Here is a 19,727-nt window from a genome sequence, read left to right on the forward strand (position 1 = left end):
TCTTTTGCAGTATCCACGCGCCCGCAACAGGGTTCCAGACCCCATAGAATGCGGGGGTGTCCTCCATTCTCAATGCCGATCTTCATTGCCACTCCGTGGTCTCCGACGGCACGCTGACGCCCGAAGAACTGGCGGCGCGCGCCGCAGCCAACGGGGTGGAACTCTGGGCCCTCACCGACCATGACGAGATCGGCGGGCAGCACCGCGCAGCGGCCGCGGCCCGCGCCAACGGCATGCGTTACCTCACCGGCACCGAGATTTCCGTGACCTTCGCGGGCGAGACGGTGCACATCGTCGGCCTGGGCTTCGACCCCGACGACGCGGCCATCTCGCAGGGCCTGTACGACACGCGCGGCGGCCGCGGCAAGCGGGCGCGGGAAATGTCCGAGGGGCTGGCCAAGGTCGGCATCCACGGCGCCTATGAAGGCGCGCTCAAGTTCGTCGGCAATCCCGAACTCATCTCGCGCACGCACTTCGCGCGCTTTCTCGTCGAACAGGGCCATTGCCGCGACACGCCCGAGGTGTTCCGCAAGTTCCTCACCGAAGGCAAGCCCGGCTACGTGCCGCACCGCTGGGCCACGCTGAAAGATGCCGTGCACTGGATCACTGCCGCCAAGGGCCTGGCCGTGATCGCCCACCCGGGCCGCTACAAGTTCACGGCCAACGAGGAATACGCGCTGTTCCTCGAATTCAAGGCGCACGGCGGCAAGGCGATCGAGGTCGTCACCGGCAGCCACACGCCGGCCGAGTTCGTCGAGTACGCCGACAAGGCGCTCGAGTTCGATTTCGCCGCCTCGCGCGGCAGCGATTTCCACAGCCCCGACGAGAGCCACTGCGATCTCGGCAAGCTGCCGCCCCTGCCCGGCGCGCTCACTCCCGTGTGGGAACTGCTCGGCGACCGTATCCAGCAGTGAGCCCAAGCCCCGGGACCAGCAACGACAACGCGGCGACAGTTGCGCTGGCAGCCGCTCGCGTGGCGCAGCAGCGAAGCCTCGGCAAGGAATCGGAACGCATCCTCGCCGGCATCGGCCTCGTGATACTGGCCGTGGCCTGCTTCGCCACGCTCGACACCGCCACCAAGTACTCCACGCTGGGCGTGCCCATCCTGATGGGCGTGTGGTTCCGCTATGCCTTCCAGGCGGTGGCGACCACGCTGGTGCTGCTGCCGCTGCGCGGCACGGCGCTGTTGCACACGAAGCATCCCCGCTACCAGGCGCTGCGCGGTGCGCTGCTGCTGGCATCGAGCATCTTCGCCTTCCTGAGCCTGCGCTACATGCCGCTGGCGGAGTTCACCTCGATCGTGCTGATCGCGCCGCTGGTCATCACGCTGTTGGCGGCCACCACGCTCAAGGAGCACGTCTCGCCGCTGCGCTGGACGCTGGTGGCGGGCGGTTTCATCGGCACGCTGGTCATCCTGCGCCCGGGCGGCGGCGCGTTCAGCTGGGCCGTTCTGCTGCCGCTGGGGCTGGTGCTGAGCAACGCCTGGTTCCAGGTGCTCACGAGCAAGCTGGCGCAGACCGAGAACCCGCTGACCATGCACTTCTACACCGGCTGGGTGGGCACGCTGATCGTCTCGCTCGTCGTGCCCTTCGTGTGGACCTCGCTGCCCTCCTGGGAATGGTGGGCGCTGCTGTGCCTCATGGGCTTCATGGGCACGGTGGGGCACTTCATGCTGATCCTGGCCTACCAGCGCGCGCCGGCGTCCACGCTCACGCCTTATCTCTATGCGCAGATCGCGTTCGCCATGCTTGGCGGCTGGATCGTCTTTTCCCATGTGCCGGACCGCTTCTCGCTTATCGGCATGGCGATGATCGCGGTCTGCGGCGCGGCCGGCGCGTGGCTCACGGTGCGTGAACGCCGCGTGCCCATCGAACCCGCCGAATCCTGACCAGGAACCTTTCTTCATCATGGCCCAGTACTTCGAAGTCCACCCAGAGAACCCGCAGCAGCGGCTGCTGAAGCAGGCCGTCACGCTGCTGGAGCGCGGCGATATCGTGGCCGTGCCCACCGACTCCAGCTACGCGCTGGCCTGCCACCTCGACGACAAGGACGCGGTCGACCAGTTGCGCCGCATCCGCCAGGTCGACGAGAAGCACCACCTCACGCTGCTGTGCCGCGACCTCAGCGAGCTCGCCAACTACGCGCGCGTCGACAACAAGCAGTACCGCCTGCTGAAGGCGGCCACGCCCGGCCCCTACACCTTCCTGCTCGAAGCCACCAAGGAAGTGCCGCGCCGCGTGAGCCATCCGCAGCGCAAGACCATCGGCCTGCGCGTGCCCGACCACAAGGTCTTGCTGGAGCTCCTGTCGCTGCACGGAGCCCCTCTGCTCGCCACCACGCTGATCGCCCCGGGCGAGACCGAGGCGCTGAACGACGCGCAGACCATCCGCGAGCGCTTCGAGAAGCAGATCGCCGCCGTCATCGATGCGGGAGCCTGCCCTTCGCAGCCGACCACGGTGGTCGACCTGACGCCCATGGGCAGCGGCGACGACCCTGTCGTGGTGCGCCAAGGGCGCGGCCAGCTGGCCGTTCTGGGCCTTTGAAATCGGGCAGAGAAACACGCCCCGTCTGACACAATCGCCCAGTGGATATTTCCAACCTCATACAGACAGTACTGATCTATGCGCTGCCCGTGATCTTCGCGATCACAGTGCACGAGGCGGCGCACGGCTACGTCGCTCGCCACTTCGGCGACAACACAGCCGAGGTCATGGGGCGCGTCACGCTCAACCCGGTGAAGCACATCGACCCCATCGGGACCATCCTGATGCCGCTGATGCTGTACTTCGCGACCTCCGGTGCCTTCCTGTTCGGCTATGCCAAGCCGGTGCCGGTCAACTTCGGGCGGCTGCGCCATCCGAAGCGCGACATGGTCTGGGTGGCCCTGGCAGGGCCTCTTTCCAATTTCGTCCAGGCGATCCTGTGGGCTCTGCTGCTGGTGGCGCTGGTCGCGGCGGGCGTCACTGAAACCTTTTTCATCAAGATGGCGCAAGGCGGCATCCTGGTCAACCTCGTGATGTGGGCCTTCAACCTGTTCCCGCTGCCGCCGCTCGACGGCGGGCGCGTGCTGGCCGGCCTTCTTCCCAGCGGCCAGGCCCAGATGTTCCTGGCACGCATCGAGCCATACGGCTTTTTCATCGTGATGGGCCTCGTCCTCGCGGGCATCGTCAGCACATACTGGCTGCGGCCGCTGATGGACGTGGGCTACTTCGTCATCAACCTGCTGATCACTCCGCTCAAGGCACTCCTGCTCTAGATTGCTTTAAGTAATTCTTCGTCTCTCCGTCCCATGGCTCCGTCTTCCAAAGCTCCCCTGCGCGTCCTGACCGGCATCACGCCTTCGGGCACGCCGCACCTCGGCAACTATGTCGGCTCGATCCGCCACTCGGTGCGGCAAAGCGTCGCGCCCGGCGTGCAGAGCTTCTTCTTCCTGGCCGACTATCACGCGCTCATCAAGGTGCAGGAGCCGGCGCTCATCCAGCGCTCCACCCTCGAGATCGCCGCCAGCTGGCTGGCCTGCGGGCTCGACCCCGAGCGCGTCACCTTCTACCGCCAGTCGGACATCGTCGAGATTCCCGAGCTGACCTGGTTCCTTACCTGCGTGACCGGCAAGGGCGTGCTCAACCGCGCGCATGCCTACAAGGCGCAGCTCGACAAGAACGTGGCCAAGGGCGAGGACCCCGACGCCGACGTGACGGCCGGCCTCTTCATGTACCCGGTGCTCATGGGCGCCGACATCCTGATGTTCAACGCCCACAAGGTGCCCGTGGGCCGCGACCAGGTTCAGCACATCGAGATGGCGCGCGACATGGCGCAGCGCTTCAACCACCTCTACGGCGAGCATTTCACGCTGCCCGAGGCCGAGATCGACGACGCGGTCGCCACCCTGCCCGGCCTTGACGGCCGCAAGATGAGCAAGAGCTACGGCAACACGATCCCGCTGTTCGCGCCGCGCGCGCAGCTGCAAAAGCAGATATCCAGCATCGTGACCGACTCGCGCGCTCCCGGCGAGCCCAAGGAAACCGAAGGCTCGGCACTCTTCCAGATCTACCAGGCCTTCGCCAGCGCCGAGGAAACCGAGACGCTGCGCAAGGCGTACGCCGATGGCATCGGCTGGGGCGACGCCAAGCAGATGCTGTTCGAGCGCATCGACCTCGAAGTGGCGCCGCTGCGTGAGCGCTACGAGGCGCTGATGAACGACCCGGCCCAGATCGAGCGCACCCTGCTGCTGGGCGCCGAGAAGGCGCAGGCGCTTTCGAAGCCTTTCATGGCCAGCCTGCGCCACGCGGTTGGCCTGCGCAACCTGGCGGCCGGCAAGGACAAGGGCGTCGCCAAGGCGGCCAAGGTCGCCAAACCCAGTTTCAAGCAGTACCGCGAGAAGGCGGACGGACTTTTCTATTTCAAGCTGTTGGATGCGCGCGGCGAAACCCTGCTTCAAAGCCGTGGATTCGCCTCGCCGCAGGAAGCGGGCCGTACCATCGCAATCCTGCAGGCGCAGCGCGGCGAAGCATTGCCCGCGCTGGCCAGCCAGATGGAGCCCATCGGTACAGAAGGAATACGCGCCGTCGAAGAGGCGCTGGAGGCACTGACGGAAGCGACACCCGGCACAACCAGCGGGAGTTGATCCGGCAACGCCCATCGGCTTATCGGCCGGTGAGCACGACGAGAGAAGACGGTGCGATCACAAAGGAAGAAAACATGAGCATTTATGTCATCGACGACCACCCCCTGATGCGCGACGCGATCGTGATGGTCCTGCGGCGCTTGCGCCCGGCCGAGAACATCGTCGAGCTCGAACGCCTCGACAAGCTCGCAGGCTCCGTGCAGCAGCGTGGTGCGCCTACGCTTTTCTGCCTGGACCTGAAGCTGCCGGACACCAACGGCGTGTCGGGCGTGATCGCGGTCAAGCAGGTCTATCCGAACGTGCCGATCGCCGTGTACTCGGCCGCGCCGTCCGCCGACATGGAAGACGCCTGCATCGAGGCCGGCGCCGACACCTACATCGAGAAGTCGGCCAGCTCCAACGAGCTGGCGGCCGCCCTTCGCGGCCTCCTGATGGCCGGCTCGGAAGACGAAGCCGACGAGATGCCGGCCGCCAACAGCGGCAAGCTCTCCAAGCGCCAGACGCAGCTGATCGCCATGCTCGACAAGGGCATGAGCAACCGCGACATCGCGACCGACCTGGAGATCAGCGAACACACGGTGAAGGTTCACCTGTGGCGCCTGTTCCGCAGGCTGGGCGTGAAGAGCCGCACCCAGGCGCTGCACTACGCGCGCACCAACGGCTTGTTGTCCGGCTAACCCCCAGGCTTCGCGCACTTCGTGTCGCTGCGCCAACCCCCTTGCAGGGGGCAACACCTGAGGACCGGCAAAGCCGGTTCCTCGGTGTTCCCGAATTGAAAAAACCGCGCCTTGCGCGGTTTTTTCTTTGGGGCGGGTCGGCGTGCGTCTTCAACCGCCGGAGGCTGTCACCCGCGCTTGCGCCACCGCCTCGTCTGCGTCGTGCAGCGCCACGCGGAACACGCTGCCGCTGCCCAGGCGCGAACGCACGCTCACCGGGTGCCCCAGCACGTGCGAGAGGCGCGCGACGATGGCGAGGCCCAGGCCGAAGCCGTCCGAAGTGCCGGCGTGGTCGGCGACCTTGTAGAACTCCAGGAATACGTCGCGCAGGTGCTCGGGCGCGATGCCGATGCCGGTGTCCCACACCTCCACGCGCAGGCCGTCGCGGGTCTGGCGGGCGGCCAGCAGCACGCCGCCTTCGGTCGTGTACTTGATCGCGTTGGCCAGCAGGTTGCCGATCATGCGGCGCACGCGGATCGGGTCGGTGAGGAAGGAGCCCTCGCACATGTGCACGCGGAAGTCGAGGCCGCGGCTCTCGGCCACGGGGCGGTATTGCAGCTCCAGGTCGTGCAGCAGCTCGGGCACGTCGACCCGCTCGACGTGCAGGCGCACCTGGCCCGAATCGATGCGCGCCAGGTCGAACATCGAATCGAATAGCGCATTCACCGCGTGCGTGGCGCGCACGATCTTCGGCGCGAGTTCCAGAACCAGTTCGGGCTCATTGCGCAGCCAGTCGGCGTACAACGAAAGTGCCAGCACGGGTTGGCGCATGTCGTGCGCGGCGCTGGCGAGGAAGCGGTTCTTCATGGCCACGGCCGATACCGCCGCCTGCCGCTGCTGGGTCAGCGACTTGATGAGGATGTGGTTGTGGAACAGCAGCTCCAGGCTGTTGCGCGCCGTCTCGTGGATGTGCCGCCCGGCCCGCAGCAGCAGGAACCAGTGGAGGATCGGCAATATCGGCATCAGGTAGCCGTACTGGAACTGCGGATGCTGCAGCGTGATGGACACCAGCCGTATCAGCACCGCGCCCAGCATCGTGATGAACAGCGTGTTGACGTAGCGCTTGAGCAGCGGCGGATGCAGCGCCAGCCCGTTGAGCGGAAAGGTGCCCACGCCGGCCACGATGAGCCAGCTCATGAACTGGTTGACCTGCGGCGTGCGCTCGAAGAAGAGCAGCACCGACAAGCCCCACACCACAGCGCTGGTGCTCCAGACGAAGCCGTAGCGCTCGGTGAACTGCTGCTGGGCGGCCGCACTGCGCCCGGCATAGCGCAGCGCATAGACACGCGCCCCCCAGGCGCGGCAGGCGGTGGCGATGACGCCGGCCAGGAGCCAGATCAGCAGTTCCCAGCGCGGCACATAGGCCCAGTTCAGGCCGACCATCGCCGGCATCAGCGCGGCGGAGACAAAGTACGAGCCCTTCGCCGAGCGCATCAGGCTGCGGATGAGCTCGCCGCGTACCCACGATTCGGCTTCATCGGCCGAAGCCGGGGCGGGGGTCATGCTGGCGATCGACGCATTGGCCATAAGCCGGCGATCTTAACGGCCCATCCGGCAATGTTTCACCGGGTAACAATCGATCGCCGCCCCCAAAATGCGGGCGATAACCCGGAAGAATTAACCGATGCTCGACAACCTGACTCCCTTCCTCGTCCACTGGGCCATCACCGGCATCTCGCTGTGGGTGGCAAGCCATCTTTTCCGCGGGCTCAAGTTCGACAGCACCGGCGCGCTGGTGGTCTCGGCGCTGCTGCTTGGCCTGGCCAATGCCATCGTCAAGCCGCTGCTGATCGTGCTCACGCTGCCGCTGACGCTGGTGACCTTCGGGCTCTTCCTGCTGGTGATCAACGCGCTGATGATCCTGCTGGTGGCCGCGCTGGTGAAGGGCTTCAGGGTGTCCGGCTTCTGGACCGCACTCTTCGCGAGCATCTTCATCTCGCTGCTGAGCGTGGTCATCGGATCGTTCGTGACCGGCAGCGACCCCGCCGAGAAGGTGCAGATGCCGCAGAGCGGCAACTGGCTGTGAACGGCTAGGCGAGCACGGCGCCCTCGCGCAGCAGCGCCTCGCGCAGCGCCGGCACGGCAACCGCCCGCACCTGCGCACCCATGCCCTCGCCGGCCGACCGCGCCGCCATGGCCGCGGCGATGCCGGCCGCATGCCCCACGGCCATCGAGATCGTCATGACCCGGATGGCAGCCAGCGCCTCGTGGCTGGCCGAGATGCCCCGGCCCACGCCCAGCGCGTTGTCGAGCGTGGACGGGATCAGGCTGCGGTACGGGATCTGGTAGGCGTGGTCGTCGCCCATGGGCACGTAGTGCAGCGAGCCGCCCTTCGCGGGGTGGATGTCGATCGGGTACGCCCCCGCCGCGATGGCGTCGGCGAACTGCACCGGCTCCAGCAGCTCTGCGGCTGTGAGCACATGGTCGCCTTCCACCCGGCGCGTCTCGCGCACGCCCACCTGCGTGGCGAAGGCGCGCAGCCGCCCGTCGCCGCAGCCGGGCACGTGGGCCGCAATGAACTCCGCCGCCTTCCATGCCTGGCGCCGGCCTTCGATCTCGGCGCCGCCGAGCGCCATCGGATCGGTGGCATCGATGGCCAGGCGGCTGATGTTGAACCAGGCATCGTCCGAATGCGGCACGCGGCTCGAATGCAGTGCCGCCCGCGCGAGCCCGCCCTGCGCATAGCCCCTGGCGGCCAGTTCGGCAAGCTCGGCTTTCGAAATCGCGCCGAAGCGCCCGAAATCGATCGGACCGAAGCGGAACATCATCGTGGCCGGCTGCAGCGCCTCGCCGCCGCCCAGTTCGAGGAAGCGCGCGCCCGCCTGCTTCAGCGCATCCATGTCACCCGATGCATCGACCAGCACGCCGGGGCGCAACGACAGCACGCCGCCCTTGGTCAGCACGCGCAGGCCCGTGACGCGACGCGCTTCGCACTGCACGTCGAGCAGGCTCGCGTGCAGCAGCGGCCGCACGCCGGCCTCGGCCACCATGTCGTCGAGCACCAGCTTGAGCACCTCGGGCTCGTACTCGACACGGTCCATGTGATGGCCGGTGGACATCACGAAGCGGTCGTGCTCGCGTGCGCCACCGTAGGCGCGCAGCCGCCGGACCACCTCGTCGGCCAGCCCCGCAACCACCGTTCGGCCGTTGCCGGTCTGCCAGCTGTTGAACTGCGCCACCGCCCCGGCCGTGGCGTTGCCGCCCAGGAAGCCATAGCGCTCGACCAGCACGACCGAAGCGCCCTGCCGCGCCGCCGCCACCGCGGCCATGGTGCCCGCGACGCCGCCGCCGCAAACCACCACGTCGGCCTCGACCGCATGGCTCGTTCCGATGTTCTCGTTGCTCATCCTAGTTCTCGACCTGGATGCCGCGGCTCTTCACAACCTGCCCCCATCGGCTGCCTTCGGCCTTGAGGTACTGCGCGGTGGCCTCGCGGCCACGGATGAAGGTCTCGAGGCTCAGCGCGTCGAAGCGCTTCTTCACCGCATCGGACTGCAGCGCCGAGGCCAGCAGCTTCTCGAGCCTCGCCAGTCCTTCGGCCGGAATGCTGCCCTTGGGCGCCACCAGCGTGGCCCAGCCCTCGACCTCCAGGCTCTGCAGCTTCAGGCTGCGCAGCGTGGGCACGTCGGCCAGTTCCGCCACCGGCTGCGCCGACGACACGGCCAGCGCGCGCAGCCGGCCCGAGCGGATGTGCACGATCACGCTCGGCAGGTTCAGGAAGCCCATCGACACCAGCCCCGAGATCAGGTCGGGCATCAGCGCGCTCTCTCCCTTGTAGGGCACGCTGACCAGCGAGGTGCCGGTCTCCTGCGCGAACAGTTCGGCCGTCAGGTGCGCCAGCGTGCCGGTGCCGCTGTTGCCGGCGCTGAGCTTGCCCGGCTGCGCCTTGGCCTGCGCCACCAGCTCGGCCAGGGTCTTCGCCTTCGAGTCGGCCGGCACCACCAGCACCAGCGGCTGCCGCGAGACCATGCCGACGGCGTCGAAGTCGCGCGCCACGTCGTAGCTCAGCTTCGGGTTGAGCGAGGGGTTGATCACCATGCTGTTGCTGCCCATCAGCAGCGTATGGCCGTCGCGGCTCTGCAACGCCGCCATCACACCGATGGCGCTGCCCGCGCCGGGCTTGTTCTCCACGATCACCGGCTGGCCCAGTTGCGGCGCCAGCACCTCGGCCAGCACCCGGGCCGATCCGTCGGCGCCCCCGCCGGGCGCGAAGGGCACGATGATGCGCACCGGCTTCGTGGGCCAGGCGTCAGCGGCATGGGCGCGGCGACCGAGGGCCGCCGCGAGCATCGCCGCCGAGATTGCGGAGATCGCATGCCTGCGCGTGATGCCGCGCGCGGCGGCTGTGGCTGTAGCCATGTCCTGTTTGCCTCTTGATCCGGTTGTTCTTGAAAGGAAGCCCGATGCTAGGAAGCGGCCGTCGGCCCGGCAAATACCAACATGTGGCAACGCCATAACATTGCGTTATCGAATCACGCCGATGGAACGGGCGATGTCATGAACCTCCGACAGATCGAAGTCTTCCGCGCCGTCATGCTGGCCGGCTCCGTCACCGATGCCGCGCGCTCGCTGCACGTCTCGCAGCCGGGCATCAGCCGCATGCTCTCGCACATCGAGCTGCAGCTGGGGCTGCGCCTCTTCGAGCGGCGCAAGGGCAGGCTGCTGGCCACGCCCGAGGCGCAGGCGCTCTTCGCCGAAGTCGAGCAGGTGTACCGGGGCGTGGCCCGCATCGACGACTGTGCTCAGGCGCTGAAGGACGGCAAGATGCTCACGCTGCGCGTGCTGTGCAGCCCCAGCACCGGGCTGGACATGGTGCCGCGTGCGCTCACCGCGCTGGGCGAGGAGTTTCCCTCCGCGCGCATCTACTTCGAGGTGCTGCTCGCGAGGGAGATGGTCAAGCGCCTCGCGGCGCACGAGGCCGACGTGGCGATCTCCACGCTGGCCATCGACGACCCGCTGCTCAGCTCCCGCCCCATCGGCCAGTGGACGCTGGCCGGCGTGTTCCCGCGCGGCCATGCGCTGGAGGCGCGGCGCACGCTGGCGCCTGCCGACATCCTGAAGGAACGCATGATCTCCTTCAGCCCCGACACGCCGCAGGGCCGCATCATTGCCGACTGGTGCGTGCAGCACCAGTTGCAGCCCGACGCCCGCGTCGAGGTGCGCGCCGGCCAGAGCGCCTGCGCCATGGCGGCGGCGGGCGCGGGGGTGGCCATCGTCGACGACCTCACCGCGCGCGGCTGCATGACCGACAGGCTCAGCTTCCGGCCGATCCGCAACGCGCCTTCCTTCGACATCTTCGCCGTGACCAACGAGAACTTCGCGGCCTCGCTGCTGGCGAACCGCTTCGTCGCCCACGCCCAGACCGCACTGCGCCAGCTGAAGAAAGAGCGGGCCTGAGCCCGGGGCGCCATCCCATATTCTGCGGAGGGACAGCGCGCGGCTGCTGCCTATGATCCGCCTCACCCCGGCGCCCAGACCGGCGGAACGAGGAGCCCCCATGAAGATCGCCTTCACGTCGTGCATGAACTTCAAGCCCGGCCCCGACGGCTACCAGCGCGTGTGGAACCGTATCGCGCAGGAGCAGCCCGACTACCTGTTCCTCCTGGGCGACCAGATCTACATGGACTTCTTTCCCAAGCTGGGCGAGCCGTCCGGATGGGACGCGGCGAAGTTCGCCGACGTGATGCAGGGCAAGTACGAAGCGCAGTGGAGCGTGCCGAACTTCAAGGCCCTGCGCGACGCGCTGCGCCAGAAGCAGGGCAACGGCGGCGGTGTGTACGGCACCTGGGACGACCACGACTTCGCCTGGAACAACGCGCAGGGCTCGGACGTCAGCGCGCCGGTGAAGCAGCAGACCCGCAGGCTCTTCACCCAGTACATGCAGATCGAGCAACTGAAGAACCCGGCGCATCTCGACCCGGCCGTCGACGGCATCTACTACTCGATTCCGCTGATGCACCAGCAGCAGCGCATCGGCAAGGCCATCTTCCTCGACACCCGCTGGTACAGCACCGCCCCCGGCGACTCCAAGCCCCTGCTCGGCCAGAAGCAGCTCGACTACCTGAAGCAGGAACTGGCCGACGAGCAGGGCTACGTGCTGATCTGCGCAGGCATGCCCATTCGCGCGACCGGCAACGGCTGGATGCGCTACCGCGACGACTACGCGAAGTTCCGCGCGATCATCCAGGGGCGCAAGTCGATCTTCCTGACCGGCGACATCCACGAGAACGCATTCCTGCCGCCGGCCGGAGAGACGAAGATGTTCGAGGTGGTCTCCTCCGGCGCCTTCGTCACCAAGTACTACCTCACGGGCGAGCGCGAGAACTTCGGCATCCTCGAATACACGCCCGGGAGCACCGGCATCAAGCTGTTCGACAAGCGGGGGCTGGAGATGCACAACGTCATCGACAACGCCACCTTCATGCACCAGGAGATCCGCTGAAGGCCTTCCCGCGGGCTGCGGCCTACTTGCCCCAGATCGCCTTGTACTGGTTGCGGTAGCCGTTGTCCGGGTCGAACACGTTCCTCGGCCCGCCGTCCTTGCCGACGTTGCCCACTGTCACTAGGTGCACCTTGGGCACGTAGCCCGACCACTTCTCCTTGGCGAAGGCGCGGTTGAGCTCGTCGACGATCTGCCAGCCCTGCATGTTCAATGGCTCCGGTACCGTGCCGGCCTGGAAGCGCTGCGTGCGGATGCGCTGGTAGGCGGCCTCGGAGCCGTCGCCGGCCGACACAGCCTTGGGCGCGCCATCGCCCTTCTTGCCCGCGGCCGTGAGCGAGGGGCCCATGAAGTCGAAGTACAAGTCGTTGATGGCCAGCGAGTGCGTCCACTTGTCGCCGAAGCGCTGCAGCAGCGCGGTGGTGAGCTGCGGCATGCGGGTGGAGCTCTCGGCGATGGGGCTGTCCTCGAAGCTCAGCACGGTGCAGCCGCCGCATTTCTTGACGACGGCCTCCATCGCGCGCGCCTTGTAGAGCGCGATGGCGTACTGCGAGTCGGTGAAGATCACCACGCCGGCCTTGCCGTTGGAATCGGCCACCACCCACGAGGCGGCGACGTCGGCCACGTCGTCGGTCACCGTGGTCACGTTGGCGAAGAGGCCCGCCTTCTCGTTCGGGCCGGGCTGCTCGCCCGAGTGCCAGCCGACCAGCGGAATGCCCGATTTGGCCGCGCCCGCGAACGCGGCCTTCTGCTCGGTGGTGTCGAAGCCGCCGACCACGATGCCCGCCGGCTTCACCGCCAGCGCCTGGTTGAGCGCGGCGGTGCGCCCGCTGACCGTGCCCTGCCCGTCGATGACGCGCACCGTCCAGCCGATGGCCCGGCCCGCTTCCTCCACGCCCTTGCTGACACCGACGATGCCGCCGTTCTTCATGTCGCCCGCGACGAAGACGATGGTCTTGCCTGCCGCCGCCTTCGGGCCGGCGGTGGGGCCGTCCCACTTCTCCTTGGTCATGGTCGCGACCTCGACCTTCTTCTTCGCGGCTTCGAGAAAGTCGTCGGCCATGGCCTTCGGTGCCAGTGCGGCTGCGCACAGCGCCAGCACCGCGGCGGCGACGGTGCGCGCGGGAACACTCTTCTTCATGCTTGTCTCCAGTCGTCGTAGTGGGCCGTCATTCCGACGGTGTTGAGGGAACCGGTTGCGCGTGATCGAGCTGCCGCTCGGCGATGCGCCGCTTGATCGAGCGGTTGCGCCGCTGCTGCGCCCAGCCCGCGATGCCGATGGACACCAGCAGCGTCAGGCCGTTGAAGAGCGGCTCCACGTAGAAGGCACCGCCGAACTGCTGGATGCCCGAGATGCCGATGGCGAGAATCGCCACGCCCACCAGAGTGCCCCACACGTTCACGCGGCCGGGCCGGATGGTGGTGGAGCCGAGAAAGGCGCCCACCAGCGCCGGCAACAAAAACTCGAGCCCCACGCTCGCCTGCCCGATCTGCAGCCGCGAAGCCAGCAGCACGCCCGCGAAGCCCGACAGCAGCCCCGAGGCGACAAAAGCGCCCATCACATGTCTGCGCACCGAAATGCCGTTGAGCTGCGCCGCCTTCGGGTTCGCGCCGATCACGTACAGCGCCCGCCCCAGCGGCGTGAACTCGGTGATCACCCACAGCGTGAGGCTCACCGCCAGCACGTAGAACGCGCCCACCGGCAGCCCCAGCAGGCTGCCGCCCGCGATGCCCACGAAGCCATCGGGCAGCTCGCCCACCACCTGCCGGCCGCCGCTGTGCCACATGGCCACGGCGTAGATCACGGTGCCCGTGCCCAGCGTGGCGATGAACGAGTCGATCTGCGCGAGCTCGACCAGCAGCCCGTTGAGCACGCCGAACAGCGCCGCGCACAGCAGCACCACCAGCACCGCCGCCGGCCAAGGCAGGCCCAGCTGCGTCTGCAGGCTGATCGCGAGGATGTGCCACAGCACGATGCCGTAACCCACGGTGAGGTCGATCTTGCCGGTGATCATCGGGATGGTCGCGGCCAGCGCCAGCAGCGCGATCACCGACTTGTCGGCCAGGATCGCGCGCAGGTTGAACAGCGTCGGAAAGGTCTCGGGCAGCAGCACCGAGAACAGCAGCGCGAGCGCCACCGTGAGCACGACGAGGCCGTACACCGGCATCGCGCGCCCGAGGCTCTGCGCGAGGGAGACAGCCTCGCCATCGAGGGACTTGTCGGGCTCCAGCGCCGTGGACTTGATAGAACTGCTCATGCTGAAACTTCCTCGCGCGTCGCCGCGCCTGCTGCCAATGCCAGGAGTCTTTCGACGGTGATCGCCTCGCCCGTGAGCTCGGCCGCGATCAGCCCGTCGCGGAAGACGAGCACGCGGGTGCACACGGTCGCGATCTCCTCGAAGTCGGTGGAAACGACGACCAGCGCCGTGCCGGCCTCGGCACGCTCGCGCAGCACGCCGTAGATCTGCCGCTTGGCGCCCACATCCACGCCCGCGGTCGGCTCCTCGAGCACCACCAGCGGCTTGTCGAGATGGAACCAGCGCGCCAGCACCACCTTCTGCTGGTTGCCGCCCGAGAGCTGCTGCACTTCGGCCGATGGCGCGGGCGGGTTGATGTCGAAGCGGCGGATGAGCGCGAGCGCGCCCTCGTTCTCGCGGCGCGGCCTGTCGAAGGCCAGCCCCCGGTCGCCGTGCAGCGTGGAATTGGGAAAGAGGTTCTCCAGCACGCTCATCGAGCCGGCCAGGTTTTCCTCGAGCCGCTCGCCAGCCACATAGGCCACGCCCGCGCGGATGGCATCGGCCGGGCAGGTGAAGTCGCAGGCCTTGCCCAGCAGCTGCATGCGCCCGGCCGACAGCGGCTCGCGCCCGAAGATCGCGCGGCTGATGGCCTCGTGCCCCGCGCCGCGCAGGCCCACGAGGCCCAGCACCTCGCCGCGATGCACGGCCAGGCTCAGCGGGCCGGCGTTGCCGCTGGCCGCGCCGTCGAGCTTCAGCACGGGCTCGCTTCGCGCAGGCGCCTTCGCCTTCTGCACCGAGGCCGAGAGCGCCTTGCCCACGATCAGCCCCACCAGTTCGCTCTCGCTGGTCTGCGCCGTGGTCTTCACCGCCACCAGCCGGCCGTCGCGCATCACGGCTGCACGGTCGGAAATGGCCATCACCTCGTCGAGCCGGTGCGACACGTACATCATCGCCATGCCCTGGCGGCGCAGTTCGCGCAGCACGCCGAACATGCGCTCCACGTCGCTCATCGGCAGGCTGGCCGAGGGCTCGTCGAGCACCAGCAGCCGCGCCTTCACCTCGAGCGCGCGGCCGATGGCGAGCAGCGACTTCTCGGCGCGCGTGAGCGAGAAGACGCGGCGGCCGGGGTCGATGTCGCAGCCCACGCGCGCCATCACGCGGCGCGCCGTGTCGTTCGCCGCCTTCCAGTCGATGAGGCCAAAGCGGCGCGGGTAGCCGGTGCCCAGGCCCACGTTCTCGGCAACGGTCATCCATTCGACGAGGCCAAGGTCCTGGTGGATGAATGCCACCGGCTGCTCGCGCCGGTCGGCGCGCCGCCACTCGGACTGCGGCCGGCCGTCGAAAAGAATCTCCCCGTCGTCCTCCGTGTGGATGCCCGCGAGCAGCTTGATGAGCGTGGACTTGCCCGCGCCGTTCTCGCCCAGCAGCGCGAGGACTTCTCCGGCACGCACGTCCAGCGTGACCTTGTCGACCGCCTGCGTGCCGCCGAAGCGCTTGCTCACGGCCTGGAACTGCAGCAGCGGCGTGCTCATGCGCGCACCGCCCCGCTCGTGTTCAGCCGGATGCGGTAGAGCGAGGTCGACGCGCACACGAAGAGCTCGTCGCCGTCGGTCCCGCCGAAGCTGAGGTTGCCCACCTTCTCCGGCACCGCGATGCGCGCGAGGCGCGTGCCGTCGGGGTGGTAGACCTGCACGCTGTCGGCGCTGCTGGTGTAGACGAAGCCGTGCACATCGACGCGGAATCCGTCGGCCAGCCCCGGGTTCACCACCGCGAACACGCGAGGGTTCGCGAGGTCCTGCCCGCCGATCACGTCGAACGCCACGATGTGGTGATGCCCCGAGCCGTCGGTGCGCAGCGCGGCCGAGGTGTCGCTCACGTACAGGATGCGCTCGTCGGGTGAGAACGCCAGCCCGTTGGGCTCCTCCACGAAGTCGCTCACCGAGCGAAGTGCGCCGCTCGCCGGGTCGAATCGGAACACGTGGTTGCGGCCCAACTCGCTCTGAGCCCTGTGCCCCTCGCGGTCGGAGACGATGCCGTAGGGCGGATCGGTGAACCAGATGCTGCCGTCGCGCTTCACGACGATGTCGTTGGGCGAGTTGAGCCGGCGGCCCTGGTAGCGGTCGACCACCACCTCGTCGGGCAGCGCCTGCAGGCCTTCGCCGGAACCCGCGAAGCGCGTGCGCACGATGGCGCGCAGCCCGTGCGAGCAATGCAGCAGCGATCCGTCGGCCTCGCGCGTGTGGCCGTTGGTGAACTCCACGCCTTCACGCCACACGCTCATGCCTTCTTCGGCGTGCCAGTGCAGCATGCGGTTGTTGGGAATGTCGCTCCACAGCACCGAGCCGTCCTCGCGCATCCACACCGGCCCTTCGCTCCAGACGGCGCCGGTGCACAGGCGTTCGAGCGGGCCGGCCCCTTGGGCGACGGGAGCGAAACGGGAGTCGAAGACTTCGATGGTCATGGCCACGGCGCTGGTTTCCCTGAACTTGGGATCGCAGTGTGGCACCAAAAAGATACCGGTAACTTAGGCTTTTCCCGTAGGCGCAGAGACCACAATTTCATTCTGCTTTCACGGGTACGCGCTGTATTCTTTGCGCATCGATTCACGCACTCATACAGTTATCGGTATCTCGCGCCGCACGGCCCTCGTCGCATATCCTCGAACCCGCCTTCCGAGAGAGAAAGAAAGAAGCTCCTTGCCTCCGACCAAAGCCTCCGCCGCCCCTGCTCCCGCCCTCACCCGCCCCGCGACGATGGCCGACGTGGCCGCGCGCGTCGGCGTGTCGAAGATGACGGTTTCGCGCGCGCTCAACCGCAGTGCGAGCAGCGACCGCGTGACCTCCGAGGCGCTGCGCCAGCGCATCCTTCAGGCGTGCGAGGAGATGGGCTACGTCATCGACCAGACGGCGCGCACCTTCTCCAGCAAGCGATCGGGCTTCGTCGCGGTGCTGATCCCGTCGCTCAACAACTCCAACTTCTCGGAAACCGCGCAGGGCATCACAGCCGCCGTGGAAGCGCGCGGGCTGCAGGTGCTGCTGGGCTACACCGACTACCGCGTGGAGACCGAGGAGCGCCTGCTGCGCGCCATGCTCGCGCGCCGGCCCGAGGGCGTGATCCTCACCGGCGGCTCGCACACGCCGGCCGCGCGCGCCATGCTGCAGGCAGCGGGCGTGCCGGTGGTCGAGACCTGGGACCTGCCGGCCACGCCCATCGAGCACACCGTAGGCTTCTCGAACGCCGAGGCCGCCGCCGCGATGGTGCGCCACCTGCACGGCAAGGGCTACCGGCGCATCGCCTTCATCGGCGGCACCTCCAACCGCGACACGCGCGGCGCCGACCGCCAGCGCGGCTACGCCAACGCGATCCGCGAACTGGGCCTGCCCGACGGCCGCGTCATCAGCTTCGGCCAGCCGCCGATCTCGATGGCGCAGGGCGGCGAGGCCGTGGCGCAGCTGATCCGCCAGTGGCCCGACGTCGACGCCGTGATCTGCGTGTCCGACCTCTCTGCCTTCGGCGCACTGATGGAATGCCAGCGCCGCGGCTGGGAAGTGCCCGGCCGCATCGCGATCGCGGGCTTCGGCGACTTCGAGGTCGCACGCGCCTGCCATCCGCGCATCACCACCGTGGCGGTGGATTGCGTGGGCATCGGCAAGGCGGCGGGAGAACTGCTGCTGCGCGTGATCGACGGCACGCGCGAGGGGCATCGGCCGCCGGCGGAGACGGTGCTGATCCCGTTCCGCATCGAGCAGCGCGAGAGTTCCTGAGCCCTCCCCTTCAGGGGTGCCAGGTCGAGACCACCGCAGGCGTCTGCGCCGTGGGCCGGCCCGCGAGCGCATAGGAGAGCTCGTTCGCGGCCTTCATGATCGTCTTCGCATGCCCGATCAGCTTGGCCTTGGGCAACCGGTCCGCGGGGCCGGAGATGCACACCGAGCCCAGCAGCGCCCAGCGCAGCCCGAAGACCGGCGCCGACACCGTCGCCACGTTCTTCTCGCGCTCGCCAATGGAGTAGTGGTAGCCCTTCTTGCGGATGTCCTCGTAGAGCTTTCCGGGCTCGCCCGAGAACGCGAGGATCACGCGGCCCGGTGAGCCAAGGTCCAGGGGCAGCATCGCGCCCATGCGTGCGTGGTGCCGGATGGGCTGCGGTCCTTCCACGCGGGCCAGGCAGGTTCTGGAGTTTCCTTCGCGAACGTAGAACGCGGCGCTCTCGCCCGTTGCCTGCGACAGTGCGAGCATCATCGGCTCGACCACGCCGTTGGCATCGAAGCTGGCCTGGTAGCGCGCGCCGAGCCAGCCGGCCGCGGGGCCCAGCCGCCAGCCGCCGTCCTCGCGCTGCACCACGTAGCCGGCGAGCGCCAGCGTGCGCAGCAGGCGCAGAGCGGTCGTCTTGTGCATCTGGCTGCGGCGCGTGAGCTCCGCGAGCGAGAGATGCTCGTCCTGCATGCCGAAGGTGTCGAGCAGCTGCAGCGCGCGGGTGACGGCGGTGACACCGCCCGAGGCCTCGGCGTCGGCCTCGCGGGGCATCTCGATCACTTCCTTGAGCGCGGATCCGGTCTTCGAATTTCGTTTCACACAGTGGTCCAAGGTCCGTTCAGTGGACCACCATTGTATGGAATGGAACGCAAACCTAAAGTCGCTCCACGCCTCGCAGCACGGCCTGCAGGTGCCCAACGAACGATTCGGAGACAGATCAATGCGCACCTCGAGCCTCGGCTCCATTCCCCGCCGCGCGGCCCTCGGCCTCGCCCTCCTTCTCGCCTCCGGCATGGCGCTGGCGCAGGCCTATCCGGCGCGCCCGATCAAGCTCGTCGTGCCCTTCCCGCCGGGCGGCGGCACGGACATCATTGCCCGCGAAGTCGCGAACAAGGTCGCGACCTCCGAAGGCTGGACCATCGTCATCGACAACAAGCCCGGCTCCGGCGGCAACATCGGCGTCGACGCGGCAGCCAAGGCCAGCCCCGACGGCTACACGCTGGTGCTGGGCCAGACCAGCAACCTCGCGATCAACCCCTCGCTGTACGCCAAGCTGCCCTACGACCCGGTGAAGGATCTCGCGGCAGTGGGCCTCGTCGCATCGGCACCGCTGGTGGTGGTCGTGTCCTCCGCCTCGCCCTACAGGAAGCTCGCCGACGTGGTCGCCGCCGCCAAGGCCAAGCCCACCGCGCTCAACTACGCGAGCTCGGGCAACGGCACCGTGGCGCACCTTGCGACCGAGCAGTTCCAGAAGGTCGCCGGCATCCAGCTCACGCACGTGCCCTACAAGGGCGCATCGCAGGGCCTGACCGATCTCGTCGGCGGGCAGATCCAGATCTACGTGTCGTCGGTGCCGACGCTCATCGCGCAGATCAAGAGCGGACAGCTGCGCGCGCTGGCAGTGACCTCGCTGCAGCGCAACCGCGACCTGCCCGACGTGCCGACCATGGTCGAGGCGGGCTACAAGGACTTCGAGGCCGTCACCTGGTTCGGCGTGGCGGGTCCCGCGGCGATGCCGAAGGACGCGATCGCGAAGCTCAACACCGCGTTCAACAAGGCTCTCGCGACGCCCAACGTGCAGAAGAAGCTCGCGGCGCAGGGCGCAGAGGTGCTGTCCGGCCCGCCCGAGAAGTTCGCCTCGCTGATCCGCACCGACGGCGTGCGCTGGGGCGCGATCGTGAAGGCCTCGGGCATCCGGCTCGACTGACGGCGCGGCGTTTCCCTTTTCTCTTTTCCCTCCC

General features: G+C 68.1%; 19 protein-coding genes. 11 read left to right on the top strand and 8 right to left on the bottom strand.

What is annotated here, in order from left to right; all coding sequences use genetic code 11:
* The first annotated feature begins 56 nt into the window (after positions 1-56).
* The 6 genes from ABL843_RS23600 to ABL843_RS23625 all read left to right on the top strand — a co-directional run bounded on the left by ABL843_RS23600 (position 57) and on the right by ABL843_RS23625 (position 5,301).
* Positions 57-914 carry a 3',5'-nucleoside bisphosphate phosphatase gene (locus ABL843_RS23600; RefSeq protein ID WP_418117542.1) on the top strand — a complete coding sequence of 286 codons (858 nt, stop codon included), beginning with the start codon at positions 57-59 and terminating at the stop codon, positions 912-914.
* On the top strand, positions 911-1,888 hold the full coding sequence (locus tag ABL843_RS23605; protein ID WP_184641114.1) for a DMT family transporter: 978 nt from the start codon (positions 911-913) through the stop codon (positions 1,886-1,888). Before ABL843_RS23600 ends, ABL843_RS23605 begins: the two co-directional genes overlap by 4 nt.
* A 19-nt stretch (positions 1,889-1,907) precedes the next feature.
* Positions 1,908-2,543 (top strand): L-threonylcarbamoyladenylate synthase, encoded by a 636-nt coding sequence (locus ABL843_RS23610; RefSeq protein ID WP_126023361.1) that lies wholly within the window; start codon positions 1,908-1,910, stop codon positions 2,541-2,543.
* A gap of 41 nt (positions 2,544-2,584) precedes the next feature.
* Positions 2,585-3,256 carry a site-2 protease family protein gene (locus ABL843_RS23615; protein ID WP_126023360.1) on the top strand — a complete coding sequence of 224 codons (672 nt, stop codon included), beginning with the start codon at positions 2,585-2,587 and terminating at the stop codon, positions 3,254-3,256.
* 33 nt (positions 3,257-3,289) lie between these two features.
* On the top strand, positions 3,290-4,624 hold the full coding sequence (locus ABL843_RS23620; protein ID WP_184641112.1) for a tryptophan--tRNA ligase: 1,335 nt from the start codon (positions 3,290-3,292) through the stop codon (positions 4,622-4,624).
* 74 nt (positions 4,625-4,698) lie between these two features.
* Complete coding sequence (locus ABL843_RS23625; RefSeq protein ID WP_007837193.1) at positions 4,699-5,301, top strand: LuxR C-terminal-related transcriptional regulator; 603 nt, start codon at positions 4,699-4,701, stop codon at positions 5,299-5,301.
* A 150-nt stretch (positions 5,302-5,451) separates the two neighbouring features.
* Here the strand turns inward: ABL843_RS23625 and shkS are convergent, their stop codons facing one another.
* On the bottom strand, positions 5,452-6,867 hold the full coding sequence (shkS, locus tag ABL843_RS23630; RefSeq protein ID WP_126023358.1) for a surface-behavior sensor histidine kinase ShkS: 1,416 nt from the start codon (positions 6,865-6,867) through the stop codon (positions 5,452-5,454).
* Positions 6,868-6,964: 97 nt separating this feature from the next.
* Here shkS and ABL843_RS23635 point away from each other — a divergent pair, with 97 nt between their 5' ends.
* A complete protein-coding gene (locus tag ABL843_RS23635; RefSeq protein ID WP_184641111.1) occupies positions 6,965-7,366 on the top strand; it encodes a phage holin family protein in 402 nt (133 codons plus the stop codon).
* Positions 7,367-7,370: 4 nt separating this feature from the next.
* Here the strand turns inward: ABL843_RS23635 and ABL843_RS23640 are convergent, their stop codons facing one another.
* Together ABL843_RS23640 and ABL843_RS23645 are read right to left on the bottom strand one after the other, a co-directional pair.
* Positions 7,371-8,687, bottom strand: a complete 1,317-nt coding sequence (locus tag ABL843_RS23640) for an FAD-dependent oxidoreductase (RefSeq protein WP_418117544.1) — start codon at positions 8,685-8,687, stop codon at positions 7,371-7,373.
* Position 8,688: 1 nt separating this feature from the next.
* Positions 8,689-9,699: a Bug family tripartite tricarboxylate transporter substrate binding protein gene (locus ABL843_RS23645; RefSeq protein ID WP_418117545.1), complete on the bottom strand. Its 1,011-nt coding sequence runs from the start codon at positions 9,697-9,699 to the stop codon at positions 8,689-8,691.
* Between the two features lie 138 nt (positions 9,700-9,837).
* Between ABL843_RS23645 and ABL843_RS23650 the strand changes: the two genes are divergently transcribed.
* On the top strand, positions 9,838-10,737 hold the full coding sequence (locus ABL843_RS23650) for a LysR family transcriptional regulator (protein ID WP_418117546.1): 900 nt from the start codon (positions 9,838-9,840) through the stop codon (positions 10,735-10,737).
* A 100-nt stretch (positions 10,738-10,837) separates the two neighbouring features.
* A complete protein-coding gene (locus tag ABL843_RS23655) occupies positions 10,838-11,782 on the top strand; it encodes an alkaline phosphatase D family protein (RefSeq protein WP_418117547.1) in 945 nt (314 codons plus the stop codon).
* Between the two features lie 22 nt (positions 11,783-11,804).
* Here ABL843_RS23655 and ABL843_RS23660 read toward each other — a convergent pair whose 3' ends face one another.
* The 4 genes from ABL843_RS23660 to ABL843_RS23675 are packed head-to-tail and all read right to left on the bottom strand — an operon-like array spanning position 11,805 to position 16,477.
* Positions 11,805-12,920, bottom strand: a complete 1,116-nt coding sequence (locus ABL843_RS23660) for a substrate-binding domain-containing protein (protein WP_418117548.1) — start codon at positions 12,918-12,920, stop codon at positions 11,805-11,807.
* 28 nt (positions 12,921-12,948) lie between these two features.
* Positions 12,949-14,037 carry an ABC transporter permease gene (locus ABL843_RS23665; protein ID WP_418117549.1) on the bottom strand — a complete coding sequence of 363 codons (1,089 nt, stop codon included), beginning with the start codon at positions 14,035-14,037 and terminating at the stop codon, positions 12,949-12,951.
* On the bottom strand, positions 14,034-15,548 hold the full coding sequence (locus ABL843_RS23670; RefSeq protein WP_418117550.1) for a sugar ABC transporter ATP-binding protein: 1,515 nt from the start codon (positions 15,546-15,548) through the stop codon (positions 14,034-14,036). Before ABL843_RS23670 ends, ABL843_RS23665 begins: the two co-directional genes overlap by 4 nt.
* A complete protein-coding gene (locus ABL843_RS23675; protein WP_369661123.1) occupies positions 15,545-16,477 on the bottom strand; it encodes an SMP-30/gluconolactonase/LRE family protein in 933 nt (310 codons plus the stop codon). The genes ABL843_RS23670 and ABL843_RS23675 overlap by 4 nt, the downstream gene beginning before the upstream one ends.
* 292 nt (positions 16,478-16,769) lie before the next feature.
* Between ABL843_RS23675 and ABL843_RS23680 the strand changes: the two genes are divergently transcribed.
* The gene (locus tag ABL843_RS23680) at positions 16,770-17,780 is read left to right on the top strand and encodes a LacI family DNA-binding transcriptional regulator (protein ID WP_369662411.1); all 1,011 of its coding nucleotides are present in this window, start codon (positions 16,770-16,772) and stop codon (positions 17,778-17,780) included.
* A 10-nt stretch (positions 17,781-17,790) separates the two neighbouring features.
* Here ABL843_RS23680 and ABL843_RS23685 read toward each other — a convergent pair whose 3' ends face one another.
* Entirely contained in the window at positions 17,791-18,537 is a 747-nt protein-coding gene (locus ABL843_RS23685) for an IclR family transcriptional regulator (protein WP_418120507.1), read from the bottom strand.
* A gap of 169 nt (positions 18,538-18,706) precedes the next feature.
* Between ABL843_RS23685 and ABL843_RS23690 the strand changes: the two genes are divergently transcribed.
* Positions 18,707-19,693, top strand: coding sequence for a Bug family tripartite tricarboxylate transporter substrate binding protein (locus ABL843_RS23690; RefSeq protein WP_418117551.1), 987 nt, complete (start codon positions 18,707-18,709; stop codon positions 19,691-19,693).
* Positions 19,694-19,727: the final 34 nt, after the last annotated feature.

This window comes from Variovorax sp. 350MFTsu5.1 (assembly GCF_048302515.1).
In the GTDB taxonomy this organism is placed as follows: domain Bacteria; phylum Pseudomonadota; class Gammaproteobacteria; order Burkholderiales; family Burkholderiaceae_C; genus Variovorax; species Variovorax guangxiensis.

Excerpts from the sequence above, each read along its gene's own strand:
- ABL843_RS23610 (WP_126023361.1), top strand. The coding sequence starts at position 1,908 with ATGGCCCAGTACTTCGAAGTCCACCCAGAGAACCCGCAGCAGCGGCTG.
- ABL843_RS23620 (WP_184641112.1), top strand. The coding sequence starts at position 3,290 with ATGGCTCCGTCTTCCAAAGCTCCCCTGCGCGTCCTGACCGGCATCACG.
- ABL843_RS23625 (WP_007837193.1), top strand. The coding sequence starts at position 4,699 with ATGAGCATTTATGTCATCGACGACCACCCCCTGATGCGCGACGCGATC.
- shkS (WP_126023358.1), bottom strand. The coding sequence starts at position 6,867 with ATGGCCAATGCGTCGATCGCCAGCATGACCCCCGCCCCGGCTTCGGCC.
- ABL843_RS23635 (WP_184641111.1), top strand. The coding sequence starts at position 6,965 with ATGCTCGACAACCTGACTCCCTTCCTCGTCCACTGGGCCATCACCGGC.
- ABL843_RS23640 (WP_418117544.1), bottom strand. The coding sequence starts at position 8,687 with ATGAGCAACGAGAACATCGGAACGAGCCATGCGGTCGAGGCCGACGTG.
- ABL843_RS23645 (WP_418117545.1), bottom strand. The coding sequence starts at position 9,699 with ATGGCTACAGCCACAGCCGCCGCGCGCGGCATCACGCGCAGGCATGCG.
- ABL843_RS23650 (WP_418117546.1), top strand. The coding sequence starts at position 9,838 with ATGAACCTCCGACAGATCGAAGTCTTCCGCGCCGTCATGCTGGCCGGC.
- ABL843_RS23655 (WP_418117547.1), top strand. The coding sequence starts at position 10,838 with ATGAAGATCGCCTTCACGTCGTGCATGAACTTCAAGCCCGGCCCCGAC.
- ABL843_RS23660 (WP_418117548.1), bottom strand. The coding sequence starts at position 12,920 with ATGAAGAAGAGTGTTCCCGCGCGCACCGTCGCCGCCGCGGTGCTGGCG.
- ABL843_RS23665 (WP_418117549.1), bottom strand. The coding sequence starts at position 14,037 with ATGAGCAGTTCTATCAAGTCCACGGCGCTGGAGCCCGACAAGTCCCTC.
- ABL843_RS23670 (WP_418117550.1), bottom strand. The coding sequence starts at position 15,548 with ATGAGCACGCCGCTGCTGCAGTTCCAGGCCGTGAGCAAGCGCTTCGGC.
- ABL843_RS23675 (WP_369661123.1), bottom strand. The coding sequence starts at position 16,477 with ATGACCATCGAAGTCTTCGACTCCCGTTTCGCTCCCGTCGCCCAAGGG.
- ABL843_RS23680 (WP_369662411.1), top strand. The coding sequence starts at position 16,770 with ATGGCCGACGTGGCCGCGCGCGTCGGCGTGTCGAAGATGACGGTTTCG.
- ABL843_RS23685 (WP_418120507.1), bottom strand. The coding sequence starts at position 18,537 with ATGCCCCGCGAGGCCGACGCCGAGGCCTCGGGCGGTGTCACCGCCGTC.
- ABL843_RS23690 (WP_418117551.1), top strand. The coding sequence starts at position 18,707 with ATGCGCACCTCGAGCCTCGGCTCCATTCCCCGCCGCGCGGCCCTCGGC.